This is a genomic window from Streptomyces globosus, assembly GCF_003325375.1.
GTDB classification, from domain to species: domain Bacteria; phylum Actinomycetota; class Actinomycetes; order Streptomycetales; family Streptomycetaceae; genus Streptomyces; species Streptomyces globosus_A.
This window is the reverse complement of sequence record NZ_CP030863.1, coordinates 16,249-32,795: the sequence shown is the minus strand read 5'-3', so window position 1 is coordinate 32,795 and position 16,547 is coordinate 16,249. Positions and strand designations below refer to the sequence as shown.

At 69.9% G+C, this 16,547-nt stretch carries 12 protein-coding genes and 1 pseudogene; 6 read left to right on the top strand and 7 right to left on the bottom strand.

Going from position 1 to position 16,547, the window contains the following annotated elements; translation table 11 throughout:
* The first annotated feature begins 155 nt into the window (after window positions 1-155).
* Window positions 156-2,105 carry a MobF family relaxase gene (mobF, locus tag C0216_RS33675; RefSeq protein ID WP_162793347.1) on the top strand — a complete coding sequence of 650 codons (1,950 nt, stop codon included), beginning with the start codon at window positions 156-158 and terminating at the stop codon, window positions 2,103-2,105.
* 466 nt (window positions 2,106-2,571) lie between these two features.
* On the opposite strand, the gene C0216_RS30705 is transcribed toward mobF, so the two are convergent.
* Complete coding sequence (locus tag C0216_RS30705) at window positions 2,572-3,021, bottom strand: hypothetical protein (protein ID WP_114059049.1); 450 nt, start codon at window positions 3,019-3,021, stop codon at window positions 2,572-2,574.
* Window positions 3,022-3,707: 686 nt separating this feature from the next.
* Here C0216_RS30705 and C0216_RS30700 point away from each other — a divergent pair.
* Window positions 3,708-5,174, top strand: a complete 1,467-nt coding sequence (locus C0216_RS30700) for a replication-relaxation family protein (RefSeq protein ID WP_114059048.1) — start codon at window positions 3,708-3,710, stop codon at window positions 5,172-5,174.
* A 210-nt stretch (window positions 5,175-5,384) separates the two neighbouring features.
* Here C0216_RS30700 and C0216_RS30695 read toward each other — a convergent pair whose 3' ends face one another.
* The gene (locus C0216_RS30695) at window positions 5,385-5,654 is read right to left on the bottom strand and encodes a DUF6207 family protein (protein ID WP_246042988.1); all 270 of its coding nucleotides are present in this window, start codon (window positions 5,652-5,654) and stop codon (window positions 5,385-5,387) included.
* Between the two features lie 778 nt (window positions 5,655-6,432).
* On the opposite strand from C0216_RS30695, the gene C0216_RS30685 reads away from it, so the two are divergent.
* Window positions 6,433-6,717 carry a hypothetical protein gene (locus C0216_RS30685; protein WP_114059046.1) on the top strand — a complete coding sequence of 95 codons (285 nt, stop codon included), beginning with the start codon at window positions 6,433-6,435 and terminating at the stop codon, window positions 6,715-6,717.
* Between the two features lie 399 nt (window positions 6,718-7,116).
* Here C0216_RS30685 and C0216_RS30675 read toward each other — a convergent pair whose 3' ends face one another.
* Window positions 7,117-7,644, bottom strand: a complete 528-nt coding sequence (locus tag C0216_RS30675; protein ID WP_114059045.1) for a hypothetical protein — start codon at window positions 7,642-7,644, stop codon at window positions 7,117-7,119.
* A 260-nt stretch (window positions 7,645-7,904) separates the two neighbouring features.
* A pseudogene (locus C0216_RS30670) lies at window positions 7,905-8,716 on the bottom strand (IS5 family transposase).
* Window positions 8,717-9,556: 840 nt separating this feature from the next.
* Between C0216_RS30670 and C0216_RS30660 the strand changes: the two are divergent.
* Window positions 9,557-10,162, top strand: a complete 606-nt coding sequence (locus C0216_RS30660; protein ID WP_114059043.1) for an RNA polymerase sigma factor — start codon at window positions 9,557-9,559, stop codon at window positions 10,160-10,162.
* Complete coding sequence (locus C0216_RS30655; protein ID WP_114059042.1) at window positions 10,159-11,154, top strand: hypothetical protein; 996 nt, start codon at window positions 10,159-10,161, stop codon at window positions 11,152-11,154. The genes C0216_RS30660 and C0216_RS30655 overlap by 4 nt, the downstream gene beginning before the upstream one ends.
* Here C0216_RS30655 and C0216_RS33670 read toward each other — a convergent pair.
* Window positions 11,151-11,297, bottom strand: coding sequence for a hypothetical protein (locus C0216_RS33670; RefSeq protein WP_162793346.1), 147 nt, complete (start codon window positions 11,295-11,297; stop codon window positions 11,151-11,153). The two genes, C0216_RS30655 and C0216_RS33670, sit on opposite strands and share 4 nt — an antisense overlap.
* A gap of 225 nt (window positions 11,298-11,522) precedes the next feature.
* A complete protein-coding gene (locus C0216_RS35165) occupies window positions 11,523-11,654 on the bottom strand; it encodes a hypothetical protein (protein ID WP_281277978.1) in 132 nt (43 codons plus the stop codon).
* Between C0216_RS35165 and C0216_RS30645 the strand changes: the two genes are divergently transcribed.
* Window positions 11,643-12,944, top strand: a complete 1,302-nt coding sequence (locus C0216_RS30645; protein WP_342777150.1) for an XRE family transcriptional regulator — start codon at window positions 11,643-11,645, stop codon at window positions 12,942-12,944. The two genes, C0216_RS35165 and C0216_RS30645, sit on opposite strands and share 12 nt — an antisense overlap.
* 680 nt (window positions 12,945-13,624) lie before the next feature.
* Here C0216_RS30645 and C0216_RS30640 read toward each other — a convergent pair.
* On the bottom strand, window positions 13,625-15,604 hold the full coding sequence (locus tag C0216_RS30640) for a helix-turn-helix domain-containing protein (RefSeq protein ID WP_162793345.1): 1,980 nt from the start codon (window positions 15,602-15,604) through the stop codon (window positions 13,625-13,627).
* Window positions 15,605-16,547 lie beyond the last annotated feature (943 nt).

Sequence of the window (16,547 nt, the reverse complement as noted above, 5' to 3'; positions counted from 1 at the left end):
GCCGGAGAGCGATGACATTCGCGTCCGGCCCGGGGCCGCTTCCCGCCCGGCGGGCACTTGAGAAGGAAGTTCGGTAGCTGCTCCCGCCTGGCGGGGCGCCGGGCTGATCGGCCTTTTCTTGCAGGTCAGGGCCGTGTGGCGTGGTCTGTGTGACAGTGGATATCAGGGTCGTCCGGGCCGGTCAGATGTACCGCTACTTCTTCCGCGAGACCGTCGTCGGCGACGGCCGCCGCCCGGCCCGCACGCCGCTGCGCGCCGCCCAGGAGCAGGCCGGGGTCCCGGTCGGGCGCTGGATGGGCCGGGGACTTGCCGCGCTCGGACTCGCGCCGAGGGAGGAGGTCACCGAGGCGCAGCTGCGGAACCTGTTCGGCGAGCGGGGCCGCCACCCGGACGCGGACTGGATCGAGGCCGAGCGGCTCGCCGCGGGCGACTCCCCGAAGAAGGCGTATCGGGCCGGCGCCCTCGGACGCCGCGTGACGGTCACCGGGGTCGACTTCGTCTTCCGGCCGCAGCCGAGCATCTACCTCCTATGGGCGTTCGGGGATGAGGAGACCGGGCGGGTGATCGAGGCCGCGCACGAGCGGGCGATCGAGCGGGTGCTGGAGTGGATCGAGGACGAGGTCGCGGTGATCCGGTACGGCAAGGACGGCATTTACCGGGTCCGGCCGCCCGGCGGTCTGGTCGCCGCCCGCTTTCGCCACTACGAGGCTCGTTCCGGGCGGCCCTTGCTCCATGACCATCTTCTTCTGAGCGTGAAGGGGCAGCGCTTGGACGGGAAGTGGGGCTCGATCCACACCACGGCCCTGCACGAGAACACCGTGGCCGCTTCCGCGCTCTACAACGAGCTGGTGGCCGCGGAGGTCTGCGAGGCGCTGGGGCTGGCGACCGAGCCGCGGATCGTCACCCCGGGGCGTCGGCCGGTGATCGAGATTGCCGGGGTGCCGCACGCACTGATCCGCTGGACTGCCCGGCGCAGCGACCAGATCGCCGCCTGCCTGGCCGAGCTGGAGCACGAGTACGTCACCGCCGTCGACGACGACGGCGAGCTGAAGTTCCTGCCCGTGGTCTCCGAGCGGGCCCGCGCGAAGATGAACCAGATCGCCGCCCGCAAGACCCGCCCGCCCAAGCGGAAGACCCAGCCGCTCGCGCAGCTGCGCGTCTGGTGGAGGGTGAGCGCGATCCTCACCTCCAAGGTCGCCGCCGACGTCATCAACTCCCTCCTCGAGCACGCCCGCGCTGCGGCCGCCGCGATCCGGGCCCGGGTCGCGGCCGTGGTCGACATAGCGCTGGCGGCCGTCGACGTCACCGCGACGGTGTTCGTGATGAACGACGGCGGCCGTTTCCACCGCCGGCACCTGCTCGCCGAAGCCCGCCGCCACCTCGCCCTGGTCCTGCGCGGCCGCCGCCGCGACCCCGGCCTGGACGAGGAGATCGTGGCCGCCGCCATCTCCACCCACTGCCTGGACATCACCGAGCCGAAGACCGTACGCGGCCGGGAGGCCGGCTACCGCCTCTACACCGCCCGGTGGGACCTGGCCGACCTCCCCGCCCGGCCCCGCCCACCCACTCCCGCGCCCGACCCGGACCGGCAGCCCCCGGCCGATCCCGGCGAGCCGGCTGCGCTCCGGCCGCCGGGCCAGGACGCGGGGGAGTGGGAGATCCCGCGCATCCCGCTCCAGTACGACCGTGCCGTCCTCGCCGGTGCGGTGGTGCGGGAGAAGCTGCGCACCACCACCGCCGTGCGGGGCCGGGCGTACGACGTCGTCGCCCACCAGCAGGCGGCGATGCCCGAGCAGCTGCTCGCACCCGAGCCGGCCGACCCCGAGCACGACGACCAGGAGCCGGAAGCCGGTCGCGGGGACGCGATCGACATGACGGCGCTGCGGGCCCTGCGGAAGTCCCGCACGGACGTGGAAGCCCTCGATCTCACCGACGACCGACTGCGCCGCATCCGGGAGGCGGCCACCAAGATGGTCAACGACGCCCGCGCCCGCGCGGACCGCCACACCGCACCAGCCGACGCCGACGCGGTGCGCCCGGACGACCAGCAGGCGCACCGCCCACAGCAGCCCGCACCGCACCGCGGACGGGATGCCGGCCACTGAGTGGTGCGCACCCGGTGCGGTGGTGCGCACCGACGACGCCCCGCGTCCACTCCACCGAGTGGAGTCCGCCGTCCGGGAGTGGACGCCACCGTGCTTCGCACCCGCTCCACCGAGTGGAGCCCACCGGGTGGAGGTGGACGCCATCGACGGGAGTGGGGCCGCGCCTCCACTCGGTGCGTTTCTCCTTGACCTCGGCTCAGGTCAAGGAGAAACGCACCGCCTCCACCCGGGCCCACTCACCGCACCGAGTCCATCCGGTGCGCCCCACTCCCGCGCGCCGGCCGCACCGGCGCGCGCACCGCCCACCGAGTGGAGCGCACCGGATGGACGGTGGTGCGCATCGTGGTGCGCACTGGATGGACTCGGTGCGCACCGGATGGGCGTACCACCGCACCGGTGCGCACCCGATGGTGCGCTCCACCGCACCGGTGCGTTCCCACCCGGTGCGGTGGTTCGGTTGGCGCGGTCAGCGGTGCGAACCGGGTGCGGAGTGCGCCGTGTGCGCCAGCGCCAGGTGCTCGTCGCGCACCGTCTCCAGGGTGGCGCAGGTGTCTCCGTGGTCGTCGGGGTCGGGGATCACGTTCTCGACGAAGCGGATGATGCTGCGGGCGATGCCGAGTACCGCCGTGGTGGGGGAGTCCCGCGCCCAGTCCCGCAGCGCGGACAGCAGGACGCACCCGACCTCGTCCAGCACGAAGGAGTCCGCGCACAGGTGGGTGGCCTTCCCGTCCACGGTCGTGACGAACCAGATGATGTCCTCGGCGAGCCGCAGCAGGACGAACGCCAGTTCCGGGGTCGCCTCCACCCGCCCAGCGGCGTAGGTACCGCCGCCCGTCTGCAGCGCCAGGAGGTAGTCGAAACCCTGCTCCACCTGCTCGGGCGTCAGCGGCGTATGAGTCGGGATCAGGTACGGCATGAAGCTCTCCTCACGATGACCGCCGTGCGAATCACGGCGTCGTTTTCGTATGGTCGGCGCGCTGCCCTGTGGACAGAGGACGGAGAACTCTCCCCCCCCAGCTCGAACCGGGTGAATCGGTACTGCAAGGGCCAAACCGGGCCCCCTTGTCCAGGGTGGTCGGCCCGACCTCGAATCCGGCTCTGACCCCTTGTCCACCTCTGCTACCGCCCCGACCGCTGCCGTGTTTCTCCTTGACCTGGCCACGGTCAGACCGCGGACAAGGGGGTCGGTTGCACGCTGCTCCTTCGCCCCGACCGCCCCGGCCGGGGCAGCGAAGGAGACCAGACGATGACGACCACCCACTCGAAGGCCGGCCCGCGGCACCGCTTAGGCCGATCGGACCCGAAGGCCGGCCCGCGTTGGGCAAGCCCAAGGGGCCTCCCTGGGTGCCCCCTTCGAAGGGCCCTTTGGAACCCCCTTTGGTGCCCGGCACCCCAGGCCGGAGGAAAACCCCTTGTCAGGCCGCGAATCGGCGCGAAAACTGCGCCGTCACAACCCTCTTCTCTCCTCCTGTTGTCCGTATTGGAGGAGAGCATCGGGTTCCGGGGGGCCCGGACGCCCTCCCCGGCCGGGCGCGGCCAGCGCCAGCAGCCGCGGCGGCGGTCGGCCGGCGGCCGGTCGCGAGCGACGAGGGAGCAGAGCTGATGGCGGGGAAGCGGAAGAACAACCCGGCGGGGTCGACGAACACCTACCGCGGCGATGTGCTGCGCGTGCTCGGAGCGCTGAAGGTCGCGACGGCTGATCAGATCCAGCGGATCGGTGCTCCGCACCTGACCTTCCGGCCCGCCGACAAGGAGACCCCGTCGAAGCAGAAGCAGGCCCGCACCGCCTCGCACACGGCCGCGCTCTCCGACATGCGGAGGCATGGCCTGTCGGAGAACGGCGGTTTCACCGGGACGGGCGACGCCCTGCGGAACTTGACCCCGAAGGGCCTTCTGGCTGCCTCCTACGAGCTGAACCGGCCGGTGACGGAGATGGGCTCCACCGCGCGCGGCGCGGGCTCCTCCGGGGCCTCCCACCCGATGGCCGTCAACGAGACCGTGATCGCGATGCTGCGCCCGAAGCCGAACATGGCCAGGCTCGTCAAAGACCCGGCTCACGTCCAGGCCGCCGCCCAGGACGCCGTCGACTCACCGGACGGCATCGGCACCATCGCCTCGTACTGGACCGAGGTCCCGCTCCCGGCCACCGGCACCTGGAACGCGCCCGGCAAGGGCGGCGCCCAGGCCGACATCGTCCTGACCGCTCCGCAGGACCGGGTGCCGCTGCTGTTCATCGAGGTCGACAACTGCCACGAGACCGCCGAGGAACTCGCCGACAAGCTGCAGAAGTACGTCCGATTCTTCCTGCGGAAGGTGAAGGACACCGACGGCAAGGAGCGTCCGATGTGGCGCACCCGTTGGAGCGCTCCGGACACCTGGTCCGGCGACGCGACGTTCCCACCCGTCCTGCTGGTGTTCAACCGCATCGGCGAGCGCAACCCCGACCGCACCGTCCCGCAGCTCATGGAGCTCACCCGGCACCTGTGGCAGGGCCAGCGGCAGAAGGGCGGGCACCACCACTACGACGGGCGGCTCCCGATCATCGCGACACGCCTGAACCAGTTGCGCGAGCACGGTCCGGCCGGCGCCGTGTTCCTCCGCTTCGGCCGCGACCACGAGCAGCACCTGTGGGAAGCGATCGGCAATCCCCGCCGCGAGGCAGCCGACGCCCGCGCCCGGGAAGAGACCGCGCGTGCACAGGCGGAGTACCAGGCGAAGGTGCAGCGCGCGGCGCAGGAGCAGGCCGCGAAGCAGGCAGCCGAGCGTAAGGCCCGCCGTCCCGTCTGCACCGGCTGCGGGACGCGGTTCACCGACGCCCGCTGGGAGGCGGTACAGCCGAAGGACTGGGGAGCCACGAAGGACTCCCACCCGCACCTGTGCGACAGCTGCAAGAGCGCGGCCGTTGCCGACGTCCACGAGGCCGACGGCCGGCAGGAGATCGACTGGGAGGAGATCGACTGGGAGGAAGCCTGGCCGGGCGATCCGATCCGCCGGGACCAGGACCAGGAGCAGAACCAGGCCGTGCCCGAGCAGAAAACCACCGGCTGGCTCTCGCGCCTGCGCCGCTGAGCCGGGCAACCCACCGGCGGGCGCGGGCAAGCCCAAGGCCACCATGGGCAAGCCACGCCCCGTCGGCGGCGGGCAGGCGCGATCGGTACGTACCGCCCCCGGCTGCGACGGCGCAGGCCGTGCCCGTCCCCTGTGGGCTCGGCGACCGGGCAAGCCTAAGGTGACCCTGGGCAAGCCCACCGTAAGGAGGGCTTGCCCAGGGTACTGCGGCTATGAGCCGCCCCGTCCCGGGCGCAGGACGTCGGCGTAGACCCGGGCCCGGACACCGGGCTCGCCGGGATCCCTGCGCACCGGGCCGATACCCGAGGTCGCCCAGCGCTCCTCCAGGGAGGCCATGACGGCCCGGACGGTGTCCTCGTCCCCGCCGGTGATGTCCAGCACCACCAGGCCGGGCTCCGCGATGTGCTGCTCGTCGATCGGCTTCATGACCGCTGCGACGGCGGTGAAGGTGAGACGGTTCGCCGGCGGCCTCACCTCCACCCGCACGAGGGAGTGGAATCTGGCTCCGGCAGCAGGCCGCCTGGCGGGACGCTGTCGTGCTGTCGGGGTGCGGCCCCCGTCGCGGCCCCGGTGGCCAGGGCCGCACCCGTACTCCCGAACGTACCCCGAGACCGGAGGGTCGGTGCAGCCGTTTGTGAGCTGCTGCCGAGGGGCGTACGTAGCCTGTTTCCGCCCGGCCGGGTGCCGGTGAGCAGGGGCAGGGGAGAGGCTGGGCGCATGTCCGCCAAGGTGATCGCCTACCCGCCCGACGAGCATGGCTGGTGCCGGGTCCGCTGCGACGGCGTCGCCATCGGAGTCGCGCACCGCCCGGCTGGCATCCGGGTCTTCCTCGCGGCCGCCGGGTTGGAGACCGCCGAGGACGTCGACCTCACCGACCCCGACTTCGTGGAGTGCCGCGGTGTCGGCCCCGAAGGGGGGAATCCTCCCGTTGCCCCCCGTGCAGGTTGCACCGGAAGGAGGCCGGAGGGTTGCCTGCAGGGGTGCACTAGGCGGGGGACCGCCAGTGTGACCGGAGGTGGGACCCCGTAAATCCGGTGATCTTACATTTGCCCAGGTCAGAGCCCGTGGGCAAGCCCCTTCCGGAAAACGACACCTCTTCCCCACGCAGTAGCCGTGGGGAAGAGGTCTCTTCCCGCCCGGGGCCGGCGGCCAGGCCGCGACGCTAACGAGCTCGATGCTCTACGTTCCCGCCCGCTCGGTCCCGCGACCGCGTCTCCAACCGGGAGACCAGCGCGGCCGGGCGGAAAGGACCGCCATCATGACCCTCATCGAGCCCGGCCTGTACGTCCGCGACGGCTTCGCCGAAGGACCGCTCGCGGATGCCGCGCTGTCCCGAGCGGCCCGCGCCGGACGGCTTCTCAACGAACTGCAGGAGCAGGCGCCCACAATGACCGACGGCCATCTGCGCGACGGCGTGTACCAGGCGCTGCGCCGCTTCACCCAGGAGCAGCCACCTGCCTGCCAGGTCGACAGCCTCACCGCACTGATCCGCCGCGGGGTGCGCATCGACTGGCCCGCCTCCGACCGTCTGTCCTGCGCCTGACGCCCGCACGGCGGGAGGCCGGACGGCCGGGCGCCGCCGGCCTCCCGCTTTCGGTGGTGGCTGGAAGGCTGGCCGGATGAACGCCGATGACGAGCAGCTGCTGCGCGGCGGGGTGTACGACCACGATCATCCCAATCCCGGCTCGCTGCCGCACCAGACGTACACCACGCTGTCGGCGGGAGCCGCTGGGCGGCCTGCTGCTCGACATCACGGGCTGCCGAGGAGGAGATGTACGACGGTGGCGCCTTGCTGAACCGAGCTGGCCCGGTGGGCCGACGGCCGGGCCATGTACGAGACACGCTCCGGTTAGCGGAACCGCTGGGGCCGGACGGTTCCGAATCGCAGGCGCTTCGACATGGGCACGCAGTATCCCCCAAACAAGTTCGCCGGAAGAAGGCCCTATTCCGGGTTTGCCGCAGGCTGCGCGGGCTCTCCGAGAACTCTGGTCGGCGGCTCCAGCCCAACACGCTGCCACCAGAGGCCGGCCGCATCGAGGAACTGGATGGTTAGCCGGTGATTGGAGGCGTTAAAGGGGGCGACACCTTCATCAGTGCCCACTTCGTAGCTGAGTTCCGGGTGGATCAGTGGACCCCAACCCTGGACCCGCAACTCAAGGTGTCGCTCCTCACCGGCCGACACGTTACGGAATATCCGTTGAGCATCCTCGGCCCAACGCACAGCGACCGGTCGCCCGTCCACATCGGCGTCAGCCCTGATGATCCTCAGCTCGAGCAAGGGTTCAGAGCTGTGATTGACAACCTCGCCCCGCGTTCCCTCAATGGCCGACACCACCAAGCGGGCCTGGGCGGCTTGTCTGTCAGTCTCATCCTTCCGCCTCATCTGTACCTCGTGGACGGCCAACCAGAGGGCCACACCCGTTGCCGCTGTTGTTGCGACCGCGCTGGCCGCGTCCCAGAACTCACTCATGGGCGGACCCTAATCCCAGCGGTAGAGGATTCGGGAGTTGTATGGGTCGGGTAGCGTCTGTGCATGTACATGAAGGCTGATCCTGACGAGGCATGGAGAAGCTACGCGCAAGCCGGGCGAACCCGCCCGGCAAGGCCGGTGACGGAGCGCGCCGGAAGACGTACACGGCGGCACTGGAACAAGCAGAGCAGATGTTCCGCGCGGCTGCAGTAGTGGGTCCGGCCACTCGACCCCAGGTCTTCTAGGGGGCGTTTTGTCGATCATGAGTCGAGCCAGATGAGAGTGCTGGCCAGGCTGATGGCGGCGAGATAGCGGTCGGGATGTTTGTCGTAGCGGGTGGCGATGCCTCGCCATTGCTTGAGCCGGTGGAAGCAGCGTTCGACGACGTTGCGGCGCCGGTAGGCGGCCGTGTCGAATCCGCAGGGCCGTTCACGGCGCCGTGTGCGGCCGGCGAGCTGGTCGACGCGTTCGGGGATGGTGGCCTTGATGCCGCGTCGTCGCAGGTAGGACCGGAAGGCGCGGGCCGAGTAGCCCTTGTCCGCGACCACGCGGTCGGGCCGGGTGCGGGGTCTGCCCGGACCCGGCCCGGTCACGCGGATCAGGTTGATGACGGTCTCGGCCTGGGTGCAGTCGTTGCGGTTGCCGCCGGTGACCACGAACGCCAGCGGCCGGCCCTGCCCGTCGCAGGCGAGGTGGATTTTGCTGGTCAGCCCGCCGCGGGAGCGTCCAAGTCCACGTTCTTCGAGCCCCCTTTGGCTGCCGCGTGCTGGTGGGCCCGCACGATCGTGGAGTCGATCGCGACCAGCCAGTCCACCTCCGCCCGCGTCTGGGCAGCGGCCAGGAGACGGTCGAAGGTGCCGTCGGCCGCCCACCGGGCGAACCGCCCGTGAACGGTCTGCCAGGGGCCGAACCGCTCGGGCAGGTCCCTCCAGGGCAGGCCGGTGCGGAACTTGAACACGATGCCCTCGAGGACCTGGCGGTGGTCCCGCCACCGGCCACGGGCCCGGCCCGCGGGCGGCAGCAACGGTTCGATCACCGCCCAGGCGGCGTCAGAAATCTCCCCATCCCTCACGACCAGATCAACGATCCGATGATCGGAAAGACACCCCCTAGGGCCTCAGCCAGGCAGGCCGCGCCATCGCCGAGGCGTCCGATAGCGCATACCGGCCAAACTCTGCCCGGCGCGGCAACGGTTCAGGGGAAGCGTTCCGCGGCCGCCAGGACGTCCTTCACGTCCAGCGCCGGGGCCGGGCCCCGGGTTCTCCACCGGAGCCACCTGCGGGATGGGGGGGGGCGGGCCGCTGGAGGTGGGCGACCAGCATGGCGCTGATCGCGGCGCGCCCCCGCCCCGTGGTGGCGGTGGTGTCGGCGATGCGCAGCAAGTAGCTGGCGACGTCCGGACTCCGGCGCGCCAGCCGCCCTCGAACCGCGGCTCGGACCCGTGCGGGGGCTGCTCTAGGAGATCCCGGTGTGGGCGTCGGCCACCGACCGTAAGGACCCGTGCGCGCCCGACTTAAGTCGAACCGGCGTTCGGTTTGCTGGCAGTTCCTGCGACGGCTGGCTGATCGCCCGGGACCGACCGTGGGCCGCTGACCTGCTGGATGTCACAACGAGGCTGGTTTTGCGCTCTGTTGCTACACGTTTGTTTCACGGCGGTGCCGTAAGCGAAGGGATACAGGGGTGGATCCGGTTGTGGCAGGGGCGGTGGTCACCGTCCTCGTCAGCTTGGTGAGTGGCGCAGTCAAGATCGCGTACCGCTGGTTAGGGACGGAGGTGGAACTCGCCCGTATCGCGGACGAGGGGGCCACCGCCAGAGTCCGGTACGCCGTGCCGCGGGGCGCGATGCAGGAATCGGTGAAGAACCGGCGGATCTGGTTCGCTCCTGAGTCGCACGGTTCGGGGGGTGGGTGCGATGGAGGATGCCGCCAGCTCTGAACTGCTCGTGGACCCCTCCGTACCGGGTACACCTAGGCCCCTGGAGGCGCCCACGGCGGCCCTGCCTGGCCGCCAGCTCGCCGAGGCCCTGCACCACGAGCAGTACCCCGCTCTGATTCGCTTCCTGCTCTTCTCCGGAGCGACTTGGCCCGAGGCCCAGGACGCGGCCCAGGAGGCGTTTACGAAGATGTGCACCCCGGGCCTGAACATCAGCAGGCCCAAGGCGTGGCTGCGCACGGTCGCCTGGCGGGCCTGGGTCAGCCAGAAGGTAAGGCCGGAGGACGCCTGCGCCGATCTTCCCGAACCGGAGGTCAGCCTGCGCTGGGAGACGCCGGCCTACGCGGCGGAAATTGGGGAGGAGGCCCGGTTGGTGGTTGAGCACCTCCTGAGACTGCCGTCCAAACAGCGCGCCGCTCTGGCGTGGAACCTCGACGGGTTCACCACGGAGGAAACTGCGCGGGCTATGGGAACGACGCAGACGGCGGTGCGGCAGAACCTGTCACGCGCCCGCGCGGCGCTGAAGGAGAGCCTGGGGCTCCACAGCGACTACGAAGAGGACGAAGCGCCGGGGGGAGCATCATGAGCGCCGATCCGATCCACGACCACGACGGTCGCGCCGACTTCCTGGCAGCGCTGCTGGCCTCAGCGCATCGGCAGGTCGGTACGGCCGTCATCGACCGGATCGCGGCACAAGGCGGTGTGCCCGAGCTCCGCGACCCCGACCTGGCCCTCGCCCGCATGCTCTGGTCTGCGCACCGAGCGACCGGCGCCGAGGTGGCGGAGCGGCTCAACCGGGACAAGGCCGTCGTGGACGGTCGACGCAGCCGCCGCTCCTCGCAGAGGATGACGGACCCGGGACCGCTGGCCGGCCGACTTGCTTGGGTCCGCCTCAAGCACCGGCGAGAAGCACTCAGGCTCGCCCACACCTACTGGCCCACCGACTTCACCGCACTTATCCGCGACGCCCTCACCACCCTGGGGGAACTCGCAGAGCTGGTCGAGGCCGACGAACTCTACGCCGAGGACCCCTGGGAGGAGATCATCCGCATCACCCTGCTGTTGGAGAGGCAGCTTTCCGGGATTACGCTGCCCACGCCCCGGGAACTGGCCCGGTCCGATCAACTCGGAACTGACTACCTCACCGAGGTCGAGCAGTTCCTCGACTCGCATGTGGGTCCGCTGCAGCAGGACCTCGACAACGCTCAGCGGTTCCTGGAGGGCGAGCTTGTCTCCCGTCTCGACATTTCGGAGCCGGACGCCGAGTCGTTGCTGGGCGCGGACATGGTGGTGCAGGACCTAGCCGAGGACCTAGAGCAGGCACAGGGCAAAGCCCAGACCCTCCGGCTGGTGGTGGCCGCGGTGGAGAGGGCCAGCAGCGACTTCGTAGGGGAGGACCTCAGCCGGGCCAACCTGGACGACATCCCGCTCAAGGGCGTCCGCTGGGATGCTGGCACCACCTGGCCGGACGAGTGGGAGGCGTGGATCCGGCAAGCCTCCAGGCCGGCTGGTGGCGAGGAAGGCGTACTCATCGTCGCGAGCGAGCCGCACAGCAGCGTCGTCTCCGCCGATGCCTAACTCCTCTGACCCGCCCGCAGCTCCTCGTCCTGGGCCGCTACGACGCCGGCGGCCGGCTGCGCGCGGTCGGCCGCACCGTCCCCCTGCGCCCCGAGCAGTCCCGCGGGGTCGCCGAACATCTCGCCCCAGCGGGCTCGGGGCATCCCTTCGAGGGGGTTCGGTTCACCTCGGCGTGGGGCAGCCGCGACGTCCTGGACGTGGTGCTGGTCCGCCCCGAGCTGGTGGCGGAGGTCAGCGCCGATCGGGCGGTGGACCACGGTGGGGTGTTCCGCCACCCCCTGCCGTTCAGACGGCTGCGCCTGGACATGGGTGTGGAGGACGTGCCGCGGTCCGGGTTGGGACCGGATGCCGCGGCGGGGTGAACGGCCTTACGGCTGCTCCTGGCTGTCGGGGCTCTTCCGGGAGAAGGGAGGCAGGCCCAGGAGGGCCTTGGCTGTCTTCCCTCTGCTGCTGCCGGGGCTGATCAGGACGGTCAGCACGAGCAGCAGGTGGGGGATCACGGGCCGCGAAGTTTGACCTGTACTACGAGCTCCCCCGCAACACTGAGTCGTTCACCGACTGGGAGTTCATTCCGGACGACGAGGGCTTCACACTGCCCTTCGAGTTCGACGAGGACGTGCGCGAAGAGGGTGAAGGACGTGGTGCGTGATCCAGCTGAGCGCATTCGAACCCTGAGGGCCCTGATGGGCCTCACCCAGGGCGAGCTCGCGCAAGCTGCCGGCGTCTCGCAGCCGCTGATCTCGCAGATCCAGAAGGGTCTCAAGCCTGTCAGCGCCGACGTCCTCACGCGCATCGCCGCGGCGACCGGCACCCCCATGTCGTTCTTCGACGTGGACCCGGCCGACCTGCCCGCCGACACGCTGGCCTTCCGCAAGAAGGCCAGCGCCTCGGCCAAGGAGGTCGCACGGGTAGAAGCGACCGTCAGGGAGGCGTACCGGGTCGCCGTACGCCTCATGGACGAGACCAAGGTGCGCCGCACCACCCTGCCGGTGGCCGCGGGCACCCTCAACGGTGACGACATCGAGGATCTCGCGGACCAGACCCGCGCCGCCCTGGGCATTGCGGCGGACGGAGTGATCGGCCACGTCATCCGCGCCTGCGAACGCGCCGGCATCCCAGTGGTCCCCCTGGTGCTCCTCGACTCTGACGGCGCCGGAGAGGAAGCCGTCGTCGGGCACTCCGGTGTCTCCTGCTGGAAGGGCACCACAGGGCCCTCGATGATCAGCTACTTTTCCGCCGGAAGTGGGGACAGGCAGAGGTTCACCACCGCCCACGAACTGGGGCACCTCGTCCTCCACCCCCACCGCCGAGCTGGCCTCGACCCCAAGCAGGCCGAAACCGAGGCGCACCGCTTCGCCGGGGCGTTCCTGCTCCCCCGCGAACGGGCGGAGGAGGCATTCAGCGGCCCGCTGATGCTCCGCGAGTTCGCCGTACTCAAGCGGCGCTGGGGTATCTCCATCCAAGCTTTGATCAACCGCGCCCACGACCTGGGTCACATCGACCAAGCCCGCCGGGAGAGCCTCTACAAGCAGCTCGCCGCCCGCGGCTGGCGGACAAACGAACCGGTCGCCGTGCACCCCGAGCAGCCCACCCTCGTCCGTGCCATGCTCGGCCGCAAGTACGGCGAACCACCGTCCCTGCTCCAGGCCGCCGAAGACCTCGGCCTGCACCCCGTCCTCATGCGCTCCCTCGCCCCCGATGTCGCAGCGGACCCGGCCCCGCTTCGCACCGCACCGGTGATCAGTCTCGGCGATCGCCGTCGCAGAGGCGCACGCCTTCAGGTTCGCTGACCGGCAAATGACGGTCGAACGCAGGCGGACTGACTCCTTGGGGCCAGCACCGATGGTGCCGGCGCTGCTTCGTGTCCCTGCAGCGGTGGATCCGATGAGCAGGTGTTGGTTGGGCTGGCCTACGTACGCCGGGGGCAAGCTGGCCGGTGGTGGCAGCGTAGAGCCGGTGGGCCGAGGGCCCACCGGCTGTCTAGCCTGATCTCACGGTTCCGTACGGTGATGAGGATCTTCCTCGTAGGCGCGGCAGCGGGGACATCCTGGTTCCCCGTTCTCTCCCTCACCGTGGAGAGAGTTCTGGACCTGTGCAGTCTGCGTGTGTCGCTTTGCGCGACGTCGCCGCCATGCCGACAGTCCGTCTGCCACCAGCTTCACCAAGGGCAGCCAAGGCAAAACCGGTTCCACAGCATCCACTGACGGGATCGCCGTGAGCGAGCACTGGTCGCCGAAGGTCAGCGGAGGATAGGGCTCCCAGGAACAGCCGGTCTTGTCCAAGGCGGAAACGACGTCCCCGTGCTTGAGCCCTGCCGGGAAGGTGCCCGGCCTCGCGATAGCCGAGGGGAAGAGGTGTCGTCCGTCAGGGCCGGGTCGGGCGTGCTCGGGTCGGCTGCGCCCGGAGTCCGGCCAGGGAGAGCGTCGGCTGCACCGCCAAGGAGCCCTCCGCACGATGGGACGGTGGGGGTCTACGGCCTGTATGCGGCGTGTTGAGTTGGATTGGGGTGGGCGGTGGGGAGAGCGAGGGTGAGGGATAGGGCCATGGTGGTGGAGTGGTCCTTGATGGTGGCCGCGGCCCGGCGGAGACGGTGTCGGCGATCGGTTGCTGGTACGGCGACGGCGATGGCGGCGGTGCGTCCGGGCAGTACCAGCGGGCTGGCCGCGCAGACATTCCGGTCGGAGTACTCCTTAAGGTCGTACTGCAGGGGGGAAAGGTCGAATGCGCGGAAGAGGCTGTCGGGGTCGGTGATTGTGTGACCGGTCAGTTTCCTGGGCCGGTAGCGGGAGAGGTGGTCGAGGCGGGCCTCACGGCCCAGCTGTGCGAGGTTGGCTTTGCCGAGCGCGCTGGCGTGGGCGGATTCACGGAAGTCGACGTGCTGGTCGACGGTGGGGATGCCGGGCTGGGCGACTTCGTGGGACACGTGGATGTCGCCGTCAGTGTAGGTGCCGATGTAGATCGCGCCGAGGGTCTTGAGGCTGAGGTGTTCCAGGAATTCCTGAACCACGTCACGCCCTTCGGCGGCGGCGTTCAGGACGGGGCCTGGAGCGTGGCCGCCGTCCCTTCCGGTGATGATGAAGCGGTGGTCGCGAAGCCAGGCGAGAACCTCGGAGGTATAGCGCGGCGGGATTCCGCTGGAGTGGCTCAGGGTGGTCAGGCCGACGGGCATGTTGGCGCTTCTGATCACTTCGAGGATCTCCAGGCGCCGCAGGAGCGCGTCGGTGTCCTGATTGCCGCGCCGGGTACGCGAGGCCCGCAGAATGTTTGGTCGGCGCGGTCGGCCGGTGCCCTCGGCAGGCGCCTCGTGGGGTGCGCGGGTGCCAGCTGAAGTGTGGGCGGGGCGCGCGGTGGGGCTGTCGGCATCCGGCCCGGCGCCGGGTGGGGACATGAGGGCGGAGGCGACCGTCATCCGCTGCCACAGGGGGCGCACGTCGTCGGGATGCCCGCGCAGTGCCGTGGCCAGGGAAGCGACGAATGTCCAGTCGGCCAAGTCCCGCTCCGGCCGCTCGCTCACCAGAGCGCGCGCGACCCGGCGAGGGCTGAGTGTCAAATGCTGGAAGCAGATTTCATCTGGGGTGGGGGAACCGGCTGCGATGCACATGCCGCGCAGCGCGGACTTCAGCGAGGCGGCGGCCTGGAGGAAGTCCTCGGGACCGGGAAGTGCAACCGGTGGGATGCCCTGGGCCTTCTCCCACAAGGGCCTGAGGTCGGCGGGGTCGGCGTTGCACAGTTCTGCGATCGCTTTGACGTCCTTCCACTTCGGATGCCGCTTGCCGAGCAGGATCAGCGAGAGCAGGGATGGGGAGATTCCTACTTCGGCAGCCAGCCACCGCTGGGTGCGTCCTGAAGCACGGTGCAGGTGCGAGAGAGCCGTGGTGAGCTGGTAGGCGGGGTCCCCGGGCAGGGCGGGACTGGGCAGGGTGCTTTCCCCTTTTACGGAGTTGGGGGCGGAGGTGGGCCGGTCCGGGCGCGGCCGCGGGAGACGGAGCCCGGGGGCCGAGCCGCGTTCGGCCCGCCAGCGAAGGATTTTGGCGACCTGCTCGTCGCTGTACTTGGCCCGGGCGGCCGAAGCGGACATCGACAGCGTGTGGCCGATGTCCGTCCACGGGGCCCCGTACTCGGAGGCTTGCCGGACGGCGACCGCCTTTAGGTCGTTCACGTCGCGTTCCAGCCGCAGGGCCTCCTTGAGTAGTTCCAGAGGTCTGGCCGGCAGCGGAAGCTGACTGTGCTGCAAGGCTGCTGTTGCCCGCGCTGAGACTGACTTCGCGATCCTCGTGACGTCCCCATCATGCTTGTGCGCATAACTGAGCACCGTCTTCTGCCGCGCGCGGTAGGCGGCGGTACGGCAGTCCGCTCCGCAGTACTTCGGAGGCCGGCCGCTGGTCTTCGGGCGGAAGAACTTGCTCTTGCAGTTCGAGCAAAGGATCTTCATCGCGGCTTTCTGCGACATATGAGTCCTTAAGGGGCGTATAGGGGTGGCGAACCAGTTGTCACGCCACCCACTTTTTTGCCGTGGCTCCCCGAGGCCTTAGGCCTGACGGGGAGGAAGAAACGCCCCACTCGTCACAACAGGCCGCGACGAGTGGGGCGAGCCGGCCAACCTCAGCCTGTGGTTCCTGCGGCCGGACCCTTCGCAGTCCAGGACCGGGAACGCCGCACGGACCAGCTAGAACGCCGCGAATGGCTCAGCAGCACGGGAAGAATCACCAGCGTGACGGGGACCTGGGAAGGGGCAAAAATCAGAATCATGCCCGTGAAAACCACGGCCAGAAACGGCATCAACTGCACGTCGACACATTTGTCGACAGCCCCAGAGGACTGGGCCACCCTCAGGGTGGGCATGTTACGGTCGAAACCGCTGCTCAGGGCCCCAAGGCGCTCGGCAGACTCTCGGATAACGGACATAACGCTCCCTTGTTCGAGACGGTGAGAGGAGAGCCCCTGTCATTGGTTGACGGCCGGGCAGGGGCCTCCGAATTCGAGACACTAATTGGTCCTGAGATGCCCGAAGCCGTCGTCGACGAGAGATCCCCAGACGCGGCAGATTGAGCCGGTATAACATCCTGATGAGTATGTGAAATGCTCAATACCGATCAAGTGCGAGGGTTGGCTCCGCATCGACCACCGGCCACCCGTTCGGGAGCCCACTGCCATGCTCTGCAACAACGGGATGGAACGCCGTCTGGGCGCGGAACGTGAGTTGGGACCGAGCACGGATGGCCGGGCGTGATGTGCTCGAACGCAGGAGCCGACGGTGCCCAGACGCGGCCAGGCCGACCGGGTGGGGGCCTGCGCTTCGATTCGGTCGGGCCAGGTGACCATCTCGCGTTGCCGGTAGCCGGCCCTCGGGTATCTGCTGCGATACCCGAGCCGCGTTGCACCGCAGATCTGCG